The organism is Parageobacillus sp. G301, assembly GCF_030268025.1.
GTDB lineage: Bacteria > Bacillota > Bacilli > Bacillales > Anoxybacillaceae > Parageobacillus_B > Parageobacillus_B toebii.
Genome location: NZ_BSDB01000001.1, coordinates 1517517 through 1537807, shown reverse-complemented (window position 1 = coordinate 1537807; position 20291 = coordinate 1517517). Strand labels below are relative to the sequence as shown.

General features: G+C 41.7%; 18 protein-coding genes. 9 read left to right on the top strand and 9 right to left on the bottom strand.

All coding sequences use genetic code 11. The annotated features are described in order from the left end of the window. Position 1 precedes the first annotated feature (1 nt). The 3 genes from addA to QSJ37_RS07795 all read left to right on the top strand — a co-directional run bounded on the left by addA (position 2) and on the right by QSJ37_RS07795 (position 8327). Entirely contained in the window at positions 2-3736 is a 3735-nt protein-coding gene (addA, locus tag QSJ37_RS07805; RefSeq protein ID WP_285754592.1) for a helicase-exonuclease AddAB subunit AddA, read from the top strand. A 62-nt stretch (positions 3737-3798) separates the two neighbouring features. Further along, on the top strand, positions 3799-4980 hold the full coding sequence (locus QSJ37_RS07800; protein ID WP_285754591.1) for an exonuclease SbcCD subunit D: 1182 nt from the start codon (positions 3799-3801) through the stop codon (positions 4978-4980). Next, positions 4977-8327, top strand: coding sequence for an SbcC/MukB-like Walker B domain-containing protein (locus QSJ37_RS07795; RefSeq protein ID WP_285754590.1), 3351 nt, complete (start codon positions 4977-4979; stop codon positions 8325-8327). The genes QSJ37_RS07800 and QSJ37_RS07795 overlap by 4 nt, the downstream gene beginning before the upstream one ends. Before the next feature lie 55 nt (positions 8328-8382). On the opposite strand, the gene QSJ37_RS07790 is transcribed toward QSJ37_RS07795, so the two are convergent. The 7 genes from QSJ37_RS07790 to QSJ37_RS07760 all read right to left on the bottom strand — a co-directional run bounded on the left by QSJ37_RS07790 (position 8383) and on the right by QSJ37_RS07760 (position 10707). Beyond that, the gene (locus tag QSJ37_RS07790; RefSeq protein ID WP_285754589.1) at positions 8383-8604 is read right to left on the bottom strand and encodes a spore germination protein; all 222 of its coding nucleotides are present in this window, start codon (positions 8602-8604) and stop codon (positions 8383-8385) included. Then, positions 8604-9029: a spore germination protein GerPE gene (locus QSJ37_RS07785; RefSeq protein ID WP_285754588.1), complete on the bottom strand. Its 426-nt coding sequence runs from the start codon at positions 9027-9029 to the stop codon at positions 8604-8606. The genes QSJ37_RS07790 and QSJ37_RS07785 overlap by 1 nt, the downstream gene beginning before the upstream one ends. Positions 9030-9031: 2 nt before the next feature. Next, the gene (locus QSJ37_RS07780; RefSeq protein ID WP_285754587.1) at positions 9032-9214 is read right to left on the bottom strand and encodes a spore gernimation protein GerPD; all 183 of its coding nucleotides are present in this window, start codon (positions 9212-9214) and stop codon (positions 9032-9034) included. Then, the gene (gene gerPC / locus QSJ37_RS07775) at positions 9211-9813 is read right to left on the bottom strand and encodes a spore germination protein GerPC (protein WP_285754783.1); all 603 of its coding nucleotides are present in this window, start codon (positions 9811-9813) and stop codon (positions 9211-9213) included. The genes QSJ37_RS07780 and gerPC overlap by 4 nt, the downstream gene beginning before the upstream one ends. An 84-nt stretch (positions 9814-9897) precedes the next feature. After that, positions 9898-10125, bottom strand: coding sequence for a spore germination protein GerPB (locus QSJ37_RS07770; RefSeq protein WP_012749373.1), 228 nt, complete (start codon positions 10123-10125; stop codon positions 9898-9900). A gap of 14 nt (positions 10126-10139) precedes the next feature. After that, positions 10140-10361, bottom strand: a complete 222-nt coding sequence (locus QSJ37_RS07765) for a spore germination protein (RefSeq protein WP_062753867.1) — start codon at positions 10359-10361, stop codon at positions 10140-10142. A gap of 121 nt (positions 10362-10482) precedes the next feature. After that, positions 10483-10707, bottom strand: coding sequence for a spore germination protein (locus tag QSJ37_RS07760; RefSeq protein WP_285754586.1), 225 nt, complete (start codon positions 10705-10707; stop codon positions 10483-10485). Between the two features lie 136 nt (positions 10708-10843). Here QSJ37_RS07760 and QSJ37_RS07755 point away from each other — a divergent pair, with 136 nt between their 5' ends. From QSJ37_RS07755 to QSJ37_RS07745, 3 genes are all read left to right on the top strand, one after another. Further along, positions 10844-11068, top strand: coding sequence for a spore germination protein (locus tag QSJ37_RS07755; RefSeq protein WP_012749376.1), 225 nt, complete (start codon positions 10844-10846; stop codon positions 11066-11068). A 116-nt stretch (positions 11069-11184) separates the two neighbouring features. After that, positions 11185-12777, top strand: coding sequence for a fatty acid--CoA ligase (locus tag QSJ37_RS07750; protein WP_285754585.1), 1593 nt, complete (start codon positions 11185-11187; stop codon positions 12775-12777). Between the two features lie 72 nt (positions 12778-12849). Next, positions 12850-14013: a DUF418 domain-containing protein gene (locus QSJ37_RS07745; protein ID WP_285754584.1), complete on the top strand. Its 1164-nt coding sequence runs from the start codon at positions 12850-12852 to the stop codon at positions 14011-14013. A 20-nt stretch (positions 14014-14033) separates the two neighbouring features. Here QSJ37_RS07745 and QSJ37_RS07740 read toward each other — a convergent pair whose 3' ends face one another. Next, positions 14034-14231, bottom strand: coding sequence for an aspartyl-phosphate phosphatase Spo0E family protein (locus QSJ37_RS07740; protein ID WP_190305465.1), 198 nt, complete (start codon positions 14229-14231; stop codon positions 14034-14036). A gap of 259 nt (positions 14232-14490) precedes the next feature. Here QSJ37_RS07740 and QSJ37_RS07735 point away from each other — a divergent pair, with 259 nt between their 5' ends. After that, positions 14491-15393: a fumarylacetoacetate hydrolase family protein gene (locus QSJ37_RS07735; RefSeq protein WP_285754583.1), complete on the top strand. Its 903-nt coding sequence runs from the start codon at positions 14491-14493 to the stop codon at positions 15391-15393. A gap of 41 nt (positions 15394-15434) precedes the next feature. Here the strand turns inward: QSJ37_RS07735 and QSJ37_RS07730 are convergent, their stop codons facing one another. After that, on the bottom strand, positions 15435-16631 hold the full coding sequence (locus QSJ37_RS07730) for an ornithine--oxo-acid transaminase (protein WP_285754582.1): 1197 nt from the start codon (positions 16629-16631) through the stop codon (positions 15435-15437). A 314-nt stretch (positions 16632-16945) separates the two neighbouring features. Here QSJ37_RS07730 and QSJ37_RS07725 point away from each other — a divergent pair, with 314 nt between their 5' ends. Further along, positions 16946-17299: a YisL family protein gene (locus QSJ37_RS07725; protein ID WP_285754581.1), complete on the top strand. Its 354-nt coding sequence runs from the start codon at positions 16946-16948 to the stop codon at positions 17297-17299. Positions 17300-17417: 118 nt separating this feature from the next. Further along, complete coding sequence (locus tag QSJ37_RS07720; protein ID WP_285754580.1) at positions 17418-20273, top strand: EAL domain-containing protein; 2856 nt, start codon at positions 17418-17420, stop codon at positions 20271-20273. The last annotated feature ends 18 nt before the right edge of the window (positions 20274-20291 follow it).

Below are 20291 nucleotides of genomic sequence, written 5' to 3'. Positions count from 1 at the left end.
AATGAATATCGTTTTTCGTCCGAAACCGAAGGAAAGTCAGTGGACGGATGAACAATGGAAGGCTATTGTTGCGGATGGCCAAGACATTTTAGTGGCAGCGGCGGCAGGATCAGGGAAAACAGCGGTGCTTGTCGAACGGATTATCCAAAAAATTACGGCGAAAGAAGACCCGATTGATGTCGACCGGCTTCTTGTTGTGACGTTTACCAACGCTTCTGCGGCCGAAATGAAAACGAGAATTGCCGAGGCGATCGAACGCGAGCTGGATAAACAGCCAAACTCGCTCCATTTGCGCAGACAGCTTAGTTTGTTGAATCGTGCTTCGATTTCAACAATTCACTCCTTTTGTTTGGACGTTATTCGTAAATATTACTATTTGATCGATATTGATCCCGTATTTCGCATTGCTGATGATACGGAAATGGAATTGCTGAAAGAAGAAGTGATGGAAGAACTCTTGGAAGAAGAGTACGGAAAAGCCGATAACGAGCTGTTTTTCGAAGTAGTGGACCGTTATACAGGGGACCGGAGCGACGCTGAGCTGCAAGAAATGATTTTGGCTATCTATGAATTTTCCCGGTCGCATCCGGAACCGTATAGATGGCTTGACCAACTTGTTGCGATGTATGACATAGACGAGGATACTCCATTAACGCAGCTTCCGTATATTTCTTACTTAAGAAAATATGTAGAGATGGAATTGGCAGCGGCAAAACGCCTTATTGCAAGAGCTTTACAACTGGCTCATTTGCCTGGAGGGCCGTTGCCGCGAGCTGAAAATTATCGCGATGATTTGCAGCTTATCGCCCATTTAGAAGCATTGTTAGACCGCTCATGGGACGAGCTATATGAAGCGATGAAGTCGTTGTCGTTATCGCGTTTAAAATCGTGCCGCGGCGACGAATACGATCCGCAGCTCGTGGAAGAAGCAAAATCATTGCGCGATCAAGCGAAAAAGAAATTGGAATCGTTACGGGACAATGTATTTTCTCTCCGCCCGACTACATGGCATCGCCATATGCGGGAGATGAAACCGGTCGTTGAAACGATTGTTCGGTTAGTAAAACAATTTACGGAAATGTTTCAAGCACGCAAGCGTGAAAAAGGAATCGTCGATTTTTCGGATTTGGAGCATTATTGTTTACAAATTTTGCGTCATCCGGATTCGGCTGACGGACAATGGCTTCCGTCTGACGCTGCTTTAGATTATCGCGCTCAATTTGTTGAAGTGCTTGTTGACGAATATCAAGATACGAACATGGTGCAAGAAGCGATATTGCAGCTTGTGACAAAAGGAAATGAACATACCGGAAATTTATTTATGGTAGGTGACGTAAAACAATCAATTTATCGCTTTCGCTTAGCGGAGCCGATGTTATTTTTAAGCAAATATAAACGGTTTACGGCAGACGGTAAGCAATCGGGAATGAAAATAGACTTATCCAATAACTTTCGCAGCCGCGCGGAAATTTTGCATGGAACGAACTTTATTTTTAAACAAATTATGAGCGAAACAGTTGGGGAGATGGAATATGACGAAGCGGCGGAATTAAAATATGGCGCCGTTGACTATCCGGACAATGAGCAAGCAGCGCCGGAATTGATCATTATTGACCGAAATAGCAAAGACGACGAAGAAACCGAGGAGTTTGACACGAATGATCTAGCAGCAGCACAGCTAGAAGCGCGCATGATGGCAAAAAAAATAAAGGAAATCGTCTCCGAGCCGTTTCACGTTTACGATCGCAAAGCAAAACGAATGCGTCGCGCCATGTATCGAGACATCGTTATTCTTCTCCGTTCCATGACGGCCGCTCCGCAAATAATGGAAGAATTTCGCGCGCAAGGTATTCCGGTGTATGCGGATCTATCTTCTGGATATTTCCAAGCGACAGAAATATCTATCATGCTGTCACTATTAAAAGTGATCGATAATCCATATCAAGACATACCGCTTGCGTCGGTTTTGCGTTCTCCAATTGTCGGTTTGAATGAAAATGAATTAGCGCTGATTCGCATTCATGAGAAAAAAGGCACGTTTTATGAGGCGATGGTTTCATTTTTGAATAAAACGGTGGATGACAAAGAAGAAGCAGCGTTGCAACAAAAATTGCGCCTGTTTTACGAACAGCTAAAACATTGGCGGACAATGGCGCGTCAGCGTTCGTTGGCGGATGTTATTTGGCAGCTATATCGGGATACGCAATTTTACGATTTTGTCGGTGGTTTGCCTGGCGGGAAACAACGACAAGCGAATTTGCGCGCGCTTTATGACCGAGCTCGGCAATATGAAACGACGTCATTTCGAGGATTGTTTCGCTTTTTACGGTTTATTGAACGCCTGCAAAATCGCGGAGATGATTTAGGTGCGGCCCGCTCCCTTGGCGAACAAGAAGATGTTGTTCGCATTATGACGATTCATAGCAGCAAAGGGCTTGAATTTCCAATCGTTTTTATTGCTGGGCTGGCACGTCCGTTTAATACGCGAGACTTATATGAATCGTATTTGCTTGATAAAGAACTCGGGTTTGCGGCGAGATTTGTAGATCCAAAGCTGCGCATCAGCTATCCGACATTGCCGCAAATCGCGATAAAACAGAAGAAACGGCTCGATTTTTTAGCGGAAGAAATGCGAATTTTATATGTTGCGTTAACAAGGGCAAAAGAGAAACTATATTTAATCGCAGCCGTGAAAGATGCGGAAAAAGAAGTAGCAAAATGGAAAAGCACTGCGATGGAAGAAGAGTGGCTTTTGCCGGATGATGTCCGTGCTTCTGCGCGTTGTTACTTAGATTGGATCGGAAGGGCGCTCATCCGCCATCGTGACGGACGAAACTTCGGTGATTTGTCCTATGTATGTGAGAAAATCGCTTCCCATCCGTCTATTTGGCATATGGAAGTCATTCCGGCGAGCCAATTGTATGACGTGGATAAAGAAGCAGAGCAGATGGATGAGCAAATAATCACCGCGTTAAAACGAGGAGAGCGTGTTCCGAACGCGGGGGAATGGAAGGAAGAGGTTGATCGCCTTCTTTCGTGGGAATACGCATATGAAAAAGAAATGCTTGTCCGTGCGAAGCAAACGGTATCTGAGTTAAAACGACATCGTGAAATTTTCGGGGAAAATGCTGACCGAATGCCGCTTCATTCATTTTCCACACCGCTGTTTGAGCGTCCAATGTTTATGAGAGAAAAAACATTGACACCGGCAGAAAAAGGAACGGCAATGCATACTGTGATGCAGCAAGTCGATTTGACAGCACCAATTACGGAAGAGACGGTTCGTGAACAAATAGCCAAATTAGTTCAAATGGAGCTACTAACACACGAACAGGCGGAAGCGATCGATATTTCGAGCGTTGTTGCGTTTTTCGACACAGAAATCGGCAAGCGCCTACGTGCCGCAGACGAAGTGTATCGTGAAGTGCCGTTTAGCTTGGCGCTGCCGGCAAAAGAAGTATATGAAGACGGTGTTGGCGAAGAAAGAAAAGTTCTTGTTCAAGGCGTCATTGATTGTTTATTTGCTGACGAAAAAGGACTTGTATTAATCGACTTTAAAACAGACACCGTAACTAATCGGTTCGCAGGAGGTTGGCATGAAGCAAAACAGGTGATAATATCCCGCTATAAAACACAAATGCAGTTATACCGTCGCGCTGTAGAACAAATTTGGAAAATCAATGTAGATGAATGTTATTTATATTTATTTGATGGCTCACATCTTATTTCCATATAGAAGCGGAAAAGAGGATCTCCTCTTTTCCAAATACTTTCTAGAAAGAAAGGAACGGAAAGCGTATGCGCATTTTACATACAGCCGACTGGCATTTAGGAAGAACGCTGGAAGGAAGAAGCCGTCTGCCGGAACAGGAACAATTTATTGATGAGCTTGTCGACATCGTGGAAAAAGAAAAAATTGATGTCGTGTTAATGGCGGGAGATGTGTTTGATTCTGTTAATCCGCCGGCAGCAGCTGAACAATTGTTTTACGAAAGTCTTGCCCGCCTTTCAGATAAAGGAAAACGTCCGGTTGCTGTTATTGCCGGTAACCATGACCATCCGGAGCGGATTAGCGCTGCTAGGAAATTAGTAGCCGATTACGGCATCCTTTTGCTAGGGTGGCCGGATACGACCGTCTATCGCATTGAAGTGCCAGCGCGAAATGAAACGATGATGCTCGCTCCGCTTCCGTATCCTTCTGAATCGCGTTTAGCAGAATTGATGTCCAAAGAACATTCCGAAATTTCTTTGCGTGACCGATACGACGAGCGCATTCGCCATCTATTTGCAGCGATGTCCGCTTCGTTTTCGGAAAAGACGGTAAACATCGCAATGAGCCATATTTATGTGGCAGGAGGAAGTACATCCGATTCGGAACGGCCAATTGAAGTCGGTGGTGCTTACACAGTAGCTGCTACTAGTTTGCCAAAACAAGCTCAATATGTCGCGCTTGGCCATTTGCATCGGCCGCAAGATGTAAAACGTGCTGAAACGGCGGCGCGTTACTCTGGTTCACCGCTTGCATATAGCTTTTCTGAAGCGGGATACGCTAAATCTGTTACGATTGTCGATGTAAAACCAGGGGAAAAAGCGATAGTTTCCGAAATACCGTTGTCCTCTGGCAAACCGTTAGTAAGGTGGCAAGCAACCGAAGGAATTGCCCAAGTATATCGCTGGTGTGAAGAAGGAAAAGATCCATCTGCATGGATTGATTTGGAAATTCACCTTTCACAGCCGTTATCCATGGAGGAAATTTATCGATTGCGCAAGCTTCATTCTGGTTTTGTGCATATCCGTCCTGTCTTTCCAGAAAAAGAAGAGCATATAGAGAATCGGAAGCAAGAGCAATTATCATTAGAAGAAATGTTCCGCCGTTTTTATGAGCGCCAAACAGGCGGCGGCAAGGCGGACGACGAGCTTGTCCGATTATTTTTAGAACTGGTGGCGGAACAGGAAGAAGAGGGGGAGACAGAAGAGTGAAGCCGATTTCATTAACGATAGCGGGTTTGCACAGTTTTCGTGAGAAACAAACGATTGATTTTCAATCATTATGCGAAGGTGGTGTCTTTGGCATTTTCGGCCCAACTGGAAGCGGGAAATCAACGATTTTAGACGCGATTACACTTGCGTTATTTGGCAGTGTGGAACGTGCGCCAAACCATACGCAAGGAATTATGAATCATGCGGAAAATGAACTGTTCGTTTCTTTTACGTTTGAATTAGAAAATGCCTCATGCACAAAGCGATATACGGTAGAGCGCAGCTTTAAACGTGGCGATGAATGGCGGTTAAAAAGCGGAATATGCCGGCTTATCGAAGTTGGCGCAGAAACCGTTGTGTTGGCGGATAAGTTGACGGAAGTCAATAAAGCGATAGAGCAATTGCTTGGTTTAACGATGAAAGATTTTACGCGCGCCGTCGTGCTGCCGCAAGGGAAATTCGCCGAATTTTTATCATTAAAAGGCGCCGAACGACGGCAGATGCTACAGCGCCTTTTTCATTTGGAACCATATGGAGACAAGTTAAATAAAAAATTGAAAGAAAAACTCGCTGCCATTTCTAATGAATTAAATGAAGTGATCGCTGAGAAGACAGGTTTAGGAGATGCATCGAAGGAAGCGCTGGAACGGGCGAAACAAGAGTTAGGAACATTACAAGAGTTATTGCAAAAGCGAAAAGCGGAATTACATGATATGGAGATAGCGATAGAACGAACGAAACAGTTATGGGCATGGCAAAGGGAAAAAGAAGAACTTGAAGCCGAACTAGTGCGCCTTGCCAGTGAAGAATCGCATATTCGCTTATTAGAGAATAGAAAAGAACGCGCGGAACAAGCGGAACGAATGTGGCCATATCTCGAACAGTATGAGGAAGCGCGCCGATTTGTGATCAATGCAGAGGAGAAACAAAAGGAATTACAGCAAAAACTCGTACAGGCTAAAGAACTTTATGAAGAAGCGATGCATCGTTATGAACGTATTCGGCAAGAAAAGGCCGCTTCCGAACCTCATTTATTAGCAAAAAAAGAACAGCTCACCCAAGCAAAACAGTTAGCGGCTCAAATCCATGCGTTAGAAACAGAATTAAACGAAATGAGGAAACAAATTCATTTGCTAGAAGAAGAAGAACGGAAAAAGCTTGTCGAATGGCAGGAAGCAGCAAAGTTGTATGAACGCGGGCTGGAAAAACAACGAATGTTAAAGGCAGAGCTGCAAAAATATGCAGCTTCTATAGAGCAAAAGGAAGTGGTTGAGCGTGCATACGATGAAAAACAGCAAATTGAAAGAATAACAGATGCGCTTCAAGATATTCAACAACGGCTGGCACAAAAACAAAAAGCGCAACAGCAGGCCAATAAGGAACGAGAAAAAAGAAAGCAGCACGCAGAGGCAACAAAAGAGAAATTACATCTTTTGTTCCAAAAAATAGAGAAAGTCTATCATTCTGTCTGTGAGCGGCAATGGCAGCTAGAAAAACGGTTGTATCGGTATGAACAACAGCTCGAGCAAGAACGAGAAAAAGCGGAGCAGGCGAAAACTGCAGAGATGGCAGCAATTCTTGCTAGACAACTTCGCCAAGGAGAACCATGCCCTGTCTGCGGGTCATGCGAACATCCGAATCCGTATGTATATGAGCACAATAACGTTAGCAGCGGGAAAATCGCTATATTGGAACAGCAGGTAAAACAGGGGCAAGCTTATACGCAAATGTTGCACACATTAAAAGCACAGCTTGAACAACTGGCACAATTTATTGGAAATGACTGGACGTTCCAACGATTCGATGTAAGTAAATTAAAGGTTGAAGAAGATATCGATATTGCCGTGGAAGTGAAAGCACTTCAACAAGATTGTTTGCAATTAAAAGAAGCCCTTCAGCAGGCGCTGCAAAAGTGGCGTGATGCTGAATCATCGCAACAAGCCATCGAGCAAGAATTAAGATTACTAGAAAAAGATGTACAAGAATTACAAACGGAATGGAAATATCGTTTCAATGAATACAATCAATTAGAAGCAAGCTGGCGTGAGAAATATACCGATTTTTCTTTTGATACGATCGAAGCGCTCCGCAACCAAATGCGAAAACACGAAGAAATCGTTCGGCAATTGCAAAAACGAATCGATGACAGCATTCCGTTTCTTGAAACTAAATTAAATGAAAAAGAGCGATTAGCCCAACAGCAGCGAGAGCTGGAAACGGAAAAAGTCCGCCTTGTTTCTTTGTGGAAGGCTAAACAACAACTGGCAGATGACTATAAACGACAGTTGGTGGAAAAAGCAGGAACAGAGCAAATAGAAGATCAACTTCTTCAAGTGGAAAAAGAGCTGCTTTGCTTAAAAAAAGAAGAAGAAGAAGCATATCAAAGATGGCTGCAGGCACAAAAACAATACCAAGCTTTAGAAACGGAAGCAAAAGCGATACAGCAGTCGTTGGAAGAAGGAAGAGAACGGTACGAAGAAGCGAAATCGCGTTGGCTCTATGAATTGAAAAAAACAACATTTACCGATGAAAACGAAGTGAAAGAAGCAAAGGCGGCAGAAGAATTACGATTTGAGTGGGAACAGCAAATCAAACATTATTGGCAGAAAGTGCAACATGCCCAGCATCGTCTCCAGCAGCTGACCGAAGCGATGGGTGGGGAAATGATTGATCAACAACAATGGGAACAATTGCAGACTGTATATGAACAAATAAAACAACAAGTAGATGAAGCCATGCAGCAAGTGGGTGCCGCGCAAAACAAAGTGGAAGAATTAACGGAAAAACATAAACGGTTTACGGAATTAGAGAAAAAACAACAAGAGTTAGCCACTCTTATGGATCGTTATAAACATTTGCAGTCGATTTTAAAGGGAAACAGCTTTGTCGAATTTATGGCGGAAGAACAACTCATTCAAGTGACAAGAATGGCTTCCGAGCGATTAAGTTCGTTGACAAGACAGCGCTATTCATTGGAAGTCGATTCACAAGGAGGGTTTCTTATTCGCGATGATGCCAATGGTGGGGTAAAGCGTCCAGTGACAACATTATCAGGAGGAGAAACGTTTTTAACATCATTATCGCTCGCATTGGCGTTATCAGCACAAATTCAATTGCGTGGGGAATATCCGCTTCAGTTTTTCTTCTTGGACGAAGGTTTTGGCACGCTTGATGCGGAACTTCTTGATACGGTTATTTCTGCACTGGAAAAGCTTCATTCGCAACGACTTTCTGTCGGGGTAATCAGCCATGTGCAAGAAATTCGCTCCCGTCTGCCGAAGCGGCTTATTGTTGAGCCGGCGGAACCGTCCGGGCGAGGAACAAGAGTTAGATTAGAAGTCATGTAACTTTTACTAATAAAAATGCAAAGCTGCCATTTCCTGAAAAGGAGTGGCGGCTTTGCTAATTGTTTGCAGCAACATTGCTGTCAAACGTATCGGAGTCAAACGTGTTTGTTAAACTGATGCCGTTGTTTGTAATGACAAAATCCCCAGTATTAAATCCTCCTGAACCAGCCATTGTTTTTGTGGCTACTTTTGGAGCGATATAAAGACAATCCCCCATTTGCACAACTGCTCCACTGCTGACAGTATTAATTTTAATTGGTCCGACGACAGAAGGCATTATTTCTCATCCTTTACTATTGATGAAGTGGTTTCTGTATTTGTCATAGAAGGCAATGAAGAATTCGGAGCAAGCTGACGAATATGTTTAATTCTTGCTTCCGCATCAACAGTAGAAGTCGATCCAATATGAACAACGGAAGAAGTGGAAACCGCTAACATACGAATGGAGCGAACAGAAATAACGGGAGATTGATGAAGGGTTTGGATGGAAATATCATTACTGTTTGGTTGCAATTTGGGAATTGGCCTTGTAAAGATAGGAAAGATTTCTTCTCCTTCGCCCCCGAAAAATAATTCATATTGTCGTTGAACGGCTAAAACGCGAGAACGCGAAGTAATTTCCCTTGAATCACCGATTTGTAAAACAGAACTATAAATAACTGTTTCTCCATGAAAATATTCCACCATCGATGTTCGTTTCATGATTATTCTCCTCTTGGAGCGAGCGGGACGAATGGACCGATAAATAACGATTCCGGCGGCGTGTCGAAAGTGGAAGCGAGATTAATAACATCTGCATCTCCAACTAAAAAAATGGCGGAGCTTGTTATAGCTGTTAAGTGAATATCGCCAACATGGATATCGCGGTTAATCACTGTATAGTTCATTGTTCTCCCCCTTGTTTTGGTAAATGTTTTAGAAAAAGGTCAAGCGATTGTTCAATATCCATCTTTACTTTTTGAAAAATTTCGTTTTCGACCGATTTATCATTGTCCGATGCAGGGACGTATCCATTATTCATTTTTTGCTGTAAATAAAAATGGATTCGTTCGTCCACTTGTCGAGCGATGTCTTGCAAAATAAAATGTCGATACGTGTCATCAAGACGAAGTGCATATTGTTCTTCCAATCTCTTTAACGTCTCCTTTGCTTCCTTTTCTAAATAAGCATGAACTTTTTCTTGAATGGTGCGGAATAAGACTGGTTCCGGCTTTGGAACTATTGTTTTTTCAGGTTGAACGGCAAAATCTTCGATAGTGTTGCCAACACCGTTGGGAGTAATGCCAATATTTAATGTCCCTTCCAATGTTTCTACTTTTAATTGGTCAAATTTATATTCGATTCGTTCAATGGTTGTACGCGGTTGTTGTTGAAGTTCTATCAGCTGTTTTTCAAGGAGGAGAAGCCGCTGTTCTAACGATTGTATTTTTTTTGTTTGCCATGACAGGTAGCGCCGCAGTTTCGCAAAATAGTCATATAGGAACATAATGTTGAAATCATCCTCTCCAAAGTCCCTTCTTACTTCAATATATGGACGGCCTTTTGTTGTCATCACTATTTTTATGCTTTTTTAGCGAGTTGCTGAATGAAGCGGGACTAGAGGACTGCTAGATGCTCCACCTGCCAATGGAACGATGGCGGTAGCGTGTGGAGCAGGCTTCGTGAATCCTCCTGTGTTTGTTAGTGTAGAAAGCGCTTGGATGCTGCCAGCGCTGCCGATTTGCAGTACGGATGAGTTCATAACAGAACCTATTTTCAATTGATAAATGCATATACTTTGGCTAATATAAAAATTCATTGGTTCTCCCCCTTTTAGGCGTTAGCTACTACATTTTCATCCGCGATGTCCGCATCGTTTATATTCGTATTGCTGTAATAGTTATAAATATGCAAGCCATCTCCTGTATTAAATGAACCGGCACCGGCAAATGTTTTGGCAACACTGTGTGGCGAAATCGCAAACACGTCTCCAATATGAAACACGCCGCTGCTTCCGATACTGTTTAACTTAACGACTCCGACAAATGCTGGCATAACGCATGCACCTTTCTCTTGTTCTTATGATAATGTATGGGCGTGGAGGCAAAAACGTGAGCGTTTTAAGATTTTTCCCAAAAAGCCTCCCACCTCTAAATGGAATGAAGGTGGGAGAGGTTCATTTATTTGCGGTAGTATTGGAGTCTTTCACATCAGGATCATTGGTATTTGTAAAGCTGACGAACGTATTTGTTTGTAAAAAGTCGCCATTATTGCTGCCGCCAGAGCCAGTATTTGATTTAAGTGTACTTTTTGGTGCAATTTGTAATACATCCCCAAAATTAACCGTTCCGTCACCACTAACGTGAGTAATTTTAATTGGGCCGCCAATAAAGGATGGCATACGCTCTACCTCCTTATTTTATATGCTTACTGTTAGTGTATGAAAAAGCGACAAAACAGTTAAACGCACGATGGATGTCCAGACGAATCGATTTTTTTGTCATATGATATATAAAAATATAAAAAGGAGAATGGATATGCCGGCGACGATTATCGGGGGAGTTAAAGTGACGAGTGTAAGCGGAAACGGGACAGTAAATATGGGAGATGTGTTGCAAATTGCTCCAAAAAGTACAGCGAAAACGAACTCAGGAGCGGGGGGAGCAAATACAGGTGATTTTTTGCAGACAAATACATTTTGCAGTGTAACAAATACGTTTGACCCTGATATAAAAGATGCAGGAGTGCGTGGAAATAATTAGATGGTCACGATTAAAAAAAGGCCATCTTTTTCTTTTTATAAGATATGGTGTAATAATAAAAAATTATGTATAATATAATTGCGAATTTTCTAAAACATTTTATGGGGGATGGAATAATGAGCGTACCATTAGTATTAACACAATTTTTAGATAGGGCTGTTTCACTGTACGGAGACAAAACGGCAATGATTTGCTCTGGCCGCACGCTTACATACAAACAATTAAACGAGCGTGTAAATCAGCTTTCTCACGGTCTAAAACAATTGGGGGTAGAAAAAGGAGACCGGGTGGCGTATTTGGCGCCAAATACGCTTGAAATGTTAGAAGGATTTTACGGTGTATTTCAGCTTGGAGCGATCATGGTTCCGATGAACACCCGCCTGAAGCCGGAGGATTATTTATTTATCTTAAATCATAGCGAAAGCAAAGTGTTATTTGTTGATCAAGATTTATACCATTTCATCGCACCAATTAAGGACAAGCTGCAGACCGTAAAGACGATTATTGTTCATCAAAAAAATGAGGAAACAGATGAAATCGCTTACGAAGAATGGCTAGCGCAGCATCCTAGCACGTCTTTTGATCGTCCGGACATTGATGAAAATGATGTATGCAGTCTTTTATATACAAGCGGAACGACAGGAAATCCGAAAGGTGTCATGTTGACGCATCGCAATAATTATCTTCACGCGTTAATATCGATGCATCATCTCCGCGTTTCCGACCAAGATACGTATTTGCATATATTGCCGATGTTTCATGTGAACGGATGGGGATCGCCATTTTATTATACAGCAAACGGAGCGACGCAAATCGGTCTAAGGAAAGTCGATCCAAAAGTGATTTTTGACTATATTCAAACATACAAGGTTAGCGTGATGCATATGGCGCCGACAGTATTAAACATGCTTTTACAGTATTATGACGAACATAAGCCGGTCATCGACCATCCAGTTCGCGTTGTGATTGCAGGCTCTGCGCCGCCGCCATCATTTGTCACGCGCGTGGAACAAGATCTCGGTTGGGAATTTATCCAAGTGTATGGCATGACGGAATCTTCACCGCTTAACACGATTTCCACGATCCGCTCCCATTTGCATGATTTGCCGCAGGAAAAACAATATCGTCTGAAAGCAAAAGCGGGGTATCCGATGATCGGTTGTGAAGTAAAGGTAGTGGATGAACACGGTGATGAAGTGCCGCATGATGGAAAAACGATCGGTGAAGTCATTATAAAAAGCAACAATGTGATGAAAGGGTATTGGAAAAATCCAGAGGCAACGATGGAGACAATCCGCAATGGCTGGTTGTATACAGGTGATATGGGAACAGTAGACGAATATGGATACATTGACATTGTCGACAGAAAAAAAGATATTATTATTAGCGGTGGGGAAAATATTTCTTCTATTGAAGTAGAAGGTGTTTTATATGAACATCCAGCGGTGTTAGAAGCGGCGGTAATCGCTGCGCCACATGAAAAATGGGGGGAAACGCCTCACGCGTTTGTTGTCGTTCGGCCTGGCCACGAAGTGACAGAGGAAGAATTGATTGCCTTCTCGCGGGAAAAATTAGCGCATTTTAAGGCGATTACCGGTGTAACGTTTGTCGATGCATTGCCAAAAACGGCATCAGGGAAAATTCAAAAAATACATTTACGTAAACAGTATTGGGATTCTGTCGGGAAAACAGGCCGTTATGTTAATTAAAGAAAAAATGGCGTCCGCATATGCGGAGCCTTTTTTCTATCAAACGATCGACGTGAAAAGAAAGGAGAAAAAATGGGCAAACAAGCAAATCACGAGCGGATCTTGGTCATTGATGTATTGCGCGGCTTTGCCCTATTAGGAATTTTGATGGCGAACATGCCTCATTTTTCATCACCGGTCATGTATGGAAACACGAAGACAAATAGCCGGCTCGATGATTGGACCATGGCGGCCGTTGACGTTTTTTGCGAGGCAAGTTTTTATCCGTTATTTGCATTTTTATTCGGCTTTAGCATGATACTGTTTCGTGATCGGCTGCGTAAAAAACAGCTTCCATTTATTCAAACATTTTTACGCCGACTGGCTATGCTGCTTATATTCGGGATTGTTCATGCTTTTTTAATTTGGTTTGGCGATATTTTAATTTCATACGCCATCGCTGGAGGAATATTGCTCCTGTTTTCTAAAGCCCCGCCGCGCACATGGATGATTGGAGCGATCGTTTGCTTTTTGATTCCTCACTTATTTATGGCGCTGTTATTTGTAATGCTTATGTTTTTAGAAGGAACAAAAGAAACAGAAAATGGCAGCATCCAGCTGGCGATGGAAGCGATGCGCAATTATCAAAGCGGGTCTATGTCCGATATTTTTTGGCAACGCTGGAATGACTGGATGTATGCCAATGGTTCAGGCGGCTTATTATTTACAGTTCTTACGGTGTTGCCTCTTTGTCTGTTTGGGGGATATGTCGCACAAAAACGATGGATCGAGGAAGCAGAACGTTACATTTCCGTAATCAAAAAAATTGCGTTATGGTCATTTCTATTAGGAATATTTCTAAAGCTGTTGCCATACTTTACGGTGAAAAATGATTTCACCGGGTATATTCAAAATATATTTGGCGGGACAGCACTAGCATGTTTTTACGGTACAGCTATTATTCTATTATTTCAAAAGGAAAAATGGCGGCGAAAACTAATCATTTTCCATCACACCGGAAAGATGTCGCTCACCAACTATTTGTTGCAATCAGTATGTTGTACACTGTTGTTTTATAGTTATGGATTTGGATGGTATGGACAGATTGGCATGTTTTTCGGAAGCATGCTCGTATTTCTTATTTATGGTGTACAACTAATAGGAAGCAAAAAATGGCTTCAGTTTTTTCGGATCGGTCCGCTCGAATGGATATGGCGGTCTGTAACTTATGGGAAAAGGCAGCCTTTTCGCAAATAAAAAGTCCCTCTTCACAATCATTACTGAGGAGGGACGGGTAAGAAAGAGTGTTCGATTGGTGCTGTTTCCCGCAAATAACGATTAATCAGTTCATCTAATTCCTGACTGCACTCGATCGTTTCTTTGGCGGTAAATCCATACGTCAATGCTAATTCGATCATTTGTTGCCGCTTTTCCTCAATTAAAATCACCATTGCATTCACCGTCACTAAGATCATGTTTTTCGATTCATTTTTGTAATGAAGCTTTTAAGAAAAAACTACTTAAGCGCCATGATTCAATTCTTTTTGCCTAAGACAAAAGTCATGAATGTGAATGGAAGAAAAGAAGCTAAACATTATTATACATATAGCGACGAAAAAAGAAAGGTATTCGCTAAAATAAGTATTAATTTTACTAATTTAGACAAAATTCAACAAACAATAGGTTTTTTTGTAAACAAGTACATGTAAATTCAAATAGAAAGGAGATTTTGCGGTGAGATTTGTTACAGCACAGCGTAATAATGAAACATTTGTCGGTATAGTCGAGGAGAGTGAGAAGGTCGTTCATTTACACCTTGCCGAGCAGGCGATGCACCAGCGCATGACGCTTCCGTCGTCATTATTGGAGTGCATTGCGTTAGGAGATGAGTTTCTTAATAGAGTAAATGAAATTGCAGCATGGGTAAAAGAAAACCCGTCTGCACAATATATGTATGATTTACATGACGTTCGTTTGCTGGCACCGATTCCGCGCCCATCCAAAAATATTTTTTGCATTGGAAAAAACTACGCAGATCATGCCATCGAACTAGGAGGGAAGTTGGATATCCCACAGCACCTCATTGTATTTTCGAAAGTGCCGACAACGGTGATCGGACATGAGGAAACGGTTTTGCGCCACGCTGATGTGACAGATGAATTGGATTACGAAGGAGAGCTTGCTGTTGTGATCGGCAAACGCGGAAAGGCAATTCGCAAAGAAGAGGCTCTTGATTATGTATTTGGATATACCATTATCAATGACATTACGGCGCGTGATTTGCAGGAACGGCATCAACAATATTTGCTTGGAAAAAGTTTGGATACATTCTGTCCAATGGGACCATGGATTGTCCATCAATCACTTATTGAAAATCCAAATAAGCTGCAAATCGAGACGAAGGTGAATGGAGAAATAAGACAAAAAGCGAGCACAGAGAAATTTATTTTTAACGTCGAAACGATTATTGAAACCATTTCTCGCGGAATCACGCTGGAACCAGGAGACATTATCGCTACCGGAACGCCGGCGGGAGTTGGAAAAGGAATGAAGCCGCCGCGCTTTTTACAAGCGGGAGATGTTGTAGAAATTACGATCGAAGGAATCGGAACGTTAAGAAATAAAATTGGAGAGTAAGAAAAAACGGGGCGTTTCTATTCATCAGCCCCGTTTCACTGTTATACCCCAGCAAACACTTTTTTCACCCGCTCTATTGCCCAATCCAATTCTTCTTTTGTAATAACGAGTGGTGGAGCAAAACGAATGACGGTATCGTGCGTTTCTTTGCACAACAGTCCTTCTTGTTTCAATTTTTCACAATATGGACGGGCGGAAGTATGAAGTTCCACGCCAATAAACAGTCCTCTTCCGCGTACTTCTTTAATGTCTGGATGTTGAATTTCACGCAGTTTTTCGATGAAATAGTTCCCTAATTCCAACGAACGTTCCGGCAATTTTTCTTCGATAATGACATCAAGCGCAGCGATGGATACCGCACATGCAAGCGGATTTCCGCCAAATGTGGAGCCGTGGGAGCCAGGATTAAACACGCCGAGAATGTCGCGGTTTGCTGCTACGCAAGAGATAGGGAATACGCCGCCTCCTAATGCCTTACCGAGGATGTACATATCTGGAACGACATTTTCCCAGTCACAAGCAAACATTTTTCCAGAGCGGCCGAGGCCAGATTGAATTTCATCTGCAATATAAAGAACATTATTTTCTTTACATACATTGTACGCTTCTTTCAAAAAGCCTTCCGGCGGGATATTAATTCCTGCTTCGCCTTGAATCGGCTCAAAAATAAAAGCTGCCGTATTTGGTGTAATCGCTTTCTTTAATGCTTCCACATCGCCGTATGGGATGATTTTAATGCCTGGGAGCATCGGTCCGAAACCGCGTTTATACTCTTCGCTAGAGGACATTGATACCGCTGCCATCGTTCGGCCATGGAAATTGTTTTCACAAACGATAATTTCCGCTTTATCTTTTTCTATACCTTTAACGTCGTACGCCCAGCGCCGCGCCGCTTTAAAAGCCGTTTCTACCGCTTCTGCACCTGTATTCATCGGCAAAACCATGTCTTTACCGGTTAGTTTCGCGACTTTTTCATACCATGGGCCTAGCTGATCATTATGGAACGCGCGCGAAGTTAATGTGATGCGATCTGCTTGCTCTTTTAGTGCTTGAATAATTTTCGGGTGGCGATGCCCTTGATTGACGGCTGAGTAAGCGCTTAACATATCCATATAACGATTGCCTTCCGGGTCTTCTACCCATACCCCTTCTCCTTTAGTAAGAACAACCGGAAGCGGATGATAGTTGTTCGCGCCATATTGCTCTGTTAAGCGGATAATTTCGGTGGTTTTGCTCATGCGTGCTCCTCCCTAGTGATTTATGGAATTTTTGCGCTATTTTTTATTATAACAAAAAAGGCTATGTTAAACGATGTAAAATGATGAAAAGAGTCTTAAACCAGGCGCTCGGAGGGAATCCTTGCTCATGAAAGTCTTGCGGAATTAGAGCGAGTGTTTATGCGAAGGCAGAAGATCTGCAGCACATAAGAACTTGCCAATTTTCTTCCAAAAGCACTGGGAGATAAATAGTTTTTGATATTAATATAAAGTTTGTTTTTTCTTATTAATGCATGCTATGATGGTGATAAATGTGGGAAAAAGGAGGAAATGACATGACACATGCACATATTACAAGTTGGTTAATCACCATTATATTGTTTTTTATCGCCGTTTCATTGCAACGCTCGGGGGCTTCGAAAGCCAAAATCGTACAAATGGTGCTTCGTTTGTTTTACATCTTTACCATCATAACAGGGGTTCTTTTATTACATAGCATTGCTTCGATTTCCATATTATACATCATCAAAGCTATTGTTGGCCTATGGTTAATCGGGGCAATGGAGATGGTTTTAAGCGGCATGAAAAAAGGAAAAAATACGAATGTTGCATGGATTCAATGGATCGTCGCATTCGTGCTCGTTCTATTTTTAGGATTCATGTTACCGCTGGGGTTTGATCTCTTTTGAAATAAGCGGCAATTCCATGTGGAGTTGCCGCTTTTTCTGATAGAAAAAATATGATATGTTAGTAGAGAGAGGGTTTTTGTAAATTTTCTAAATATTCGCATAAGAGTGGTGGGAATGAATGAACATATACCGTCTACATTGTCATAATACAGAAGAATTGTATGACTTTATCGCACAGCACCACCTTGCCCAATATGAACATATTTTTGTACAAGTTGCAGCCAATAAAGTCGATCAGCTTGAACTTCGGAAAATGATTGGGTTGCTTCATCGTTATCTTCCACAAGCGCAGCTATTTGGCGTCACATACGGCGAATATTTTGGTTTCGATGACAAATTTTTTATATGTTTTACTGTGTTCGAAAAAGTTAGCGTTCACTCTGTTTTATTATCATACGAAGAATTTGCAAATGAACTTGAGCTTGTAACATATATTTCGGATACGCTTATAACGGAAGAAACAAATCTTCTTCTTTTATTTACTGACCAGAATAGCAATCTTCATTCCCTTATTCGCCATATACCGCTTGCAAACGAAAAAACGGTTGTGATTGCCGGGCGAATTAATGAAGGAGAGCGTTTGTTTTCGCATGAAGGATTTGTCACTGGCGGTATGCTGGCAATTAGTTTTAACGGTTCTTCTTTTCGTGTTCAATCATCACATCCGTTTTTATGGGAACCAGTTGGCACTGCTTTTCGAATAACGAAATGCAGCGGAAATAAGTTATACGAGCTTGATGGAAAAAAAGCAATAAAATTGCTGCAACGTTATTTAGGAAAGGAATTTATCGATCGATTGCCTTTTTCAGGAGCGGAATTTCCGTTCATTATTGAGAAAAATGGTCATAAAGAATGTTTATCCATCGTGAAAGTAAATGAGGATGGTTCTATTGAACTAAACGGTTACGTTCATCAAGGGGAGAAGGTTAAGTTTAGCTACGTTCATTTAACGTCATTGGTTTGGACTATATCCGATGAATTAAACAAATTGACGAAAAAATACACGGAAGCGATTTTTTTCTATCGTAGTATCGCCGTACAAGGCTATGCATATCCAGTGCTAAAGCAAATAACGACAGCGCTGGAGCAAGTTGCTCCTACTTTTACGCCATTTATATTCGTAGAACTGGTGATCAAGGATAGAGATATACGTTCAGCCACTTTTAGCATGCTTGTGTTATCGGAGGGAAATCAGAACGGAGAGAATAGCAATGCTTCCGTTTCTTTATCTATTCCTGAGATGTTTCAAGGGGTGATGACGCTAGCGAATTTAATGTCCACCTCCTCTCGCGAAATGGAGAGGCTTCACGTTCATGCACAAATATCACAATCTCTTTTTGAACATAATACAGATATTGTATATTCCACTGATTTACATGGGAATTTTACGAACGTGAATCCCGCTTTCGAGAAAATTCTAGGTTACACAAAAGAAGAAATTTTACATACGAACGCTTTAAAATACATGCATCCGGATGATGTACCTCGTGTTAGCAGACATTTTTATCGAGCTTTGCGTGGAAAAATTCAATGTTATAATTTGGAGATTCCTACAAAATCAGGCGAAACATTATTGTTCCAAATTAAAAATGTTCCAATTATCGTTGATGGGAAAAAAGTAGGTATTTACGGGATTGGAAGAGATATTACCGAACAAAAAAAAGCGGAAGAAAAAATTTCATATTTAGCGTATTATGACCCGGATACCCATCTTCCAAACCGGACAAAGTTTATGGAAATCATCGATGAGCAGTTAGAAAAGGCGAATCAAAAAAATAGGAAACTAGCAGTCGTATTCATCGATTTAGACCGTTTTAAGTTGGTTAACGATAGTATAGGGCATTATGCGGGAGATGAAATTTTAAAACAAGTCGTTCAGCGCATTCAGCATGTTTTGCCAGCTGGAGCGTATTTAGGAAGGTTTCATGGGGATAAGTTTTGTTTACTTTTAACAGAGCGCGCCGATTCAGAAGGGGTGTTTAAAACAGCAGCGCACATTTCAAAAGAAGTGATGAAGCCGATTGTATATGAAAACAAAGAATTTTTTATCACTATAAGTATTGGAATCAGCTTCTATCCAAACGATGGTGTGGATAAACATTCATTGCTCAAAAATGCTGATATCGCCCTAAATAGAGCAAAACAGAGTGGAGGAAATCGAATACAATTTTATTCTGCAAAAATGAATGAAGAAACGTTATACCGTTTAGAGATGGAGAGATATTTGCGAAAAGCACTGGAAAATCAAGAATTTTTTCTATGCTATCAGCCGATTATTGATATACATAAAGGTGTTATTGTCGGAAACGAAGCGTTAATTCGTTGGCGCCATCCGAAGCTAGGACTTGTTAGACCGGATGAATTTATTTCACTAGCAGAAGAGACGGGGCTCATTCATGAAATTGGAAGATGGGTATTAGTAACGGCTTGCAAACAAACAAAAAAATGGCAGCAATTATGGAATCATCAACTTTTCGTTTCTGTGAATGTGTCGGCGAGACAATTTCAGCATGAAGGCTTTATTGATGATGTAAAACAGGCGCTAGAGCAATCGCAGCTCTCCCCAAATTGCTTACATTTAGAATTAACGGAGAACTCTATGCTTCGTAATCTTCATTACAGTATTCAAGTAATGAAAGAATTACAGCAGCTCGGTGTCGGTATTGCTATTGATGATTTTGGAAGTGGATACGCTTCTTTTAGTTATTTAAAAAATTTACCAGTAAACATATTAAAAATTGATCGTTCATTTGTTGAGCAAATGCATACAAATTCTTCGGATATCGCGATCGTAAAGGCAATTATTACGATGGGGCACGGATTAGGGCTAAAAACAGTAGCCGAAGGGGTGGAAACGGTCGAGCAGCTGGAATTGTTAAAAATGCTGCATTGCCATCACGCACAAGGGTATGCATTGTATCGTCCGGTAACCGCAGAAGAATTGTCAACATATATGACGGTAAGCCACAAATAGAGAATTGGGGAAAGAAAA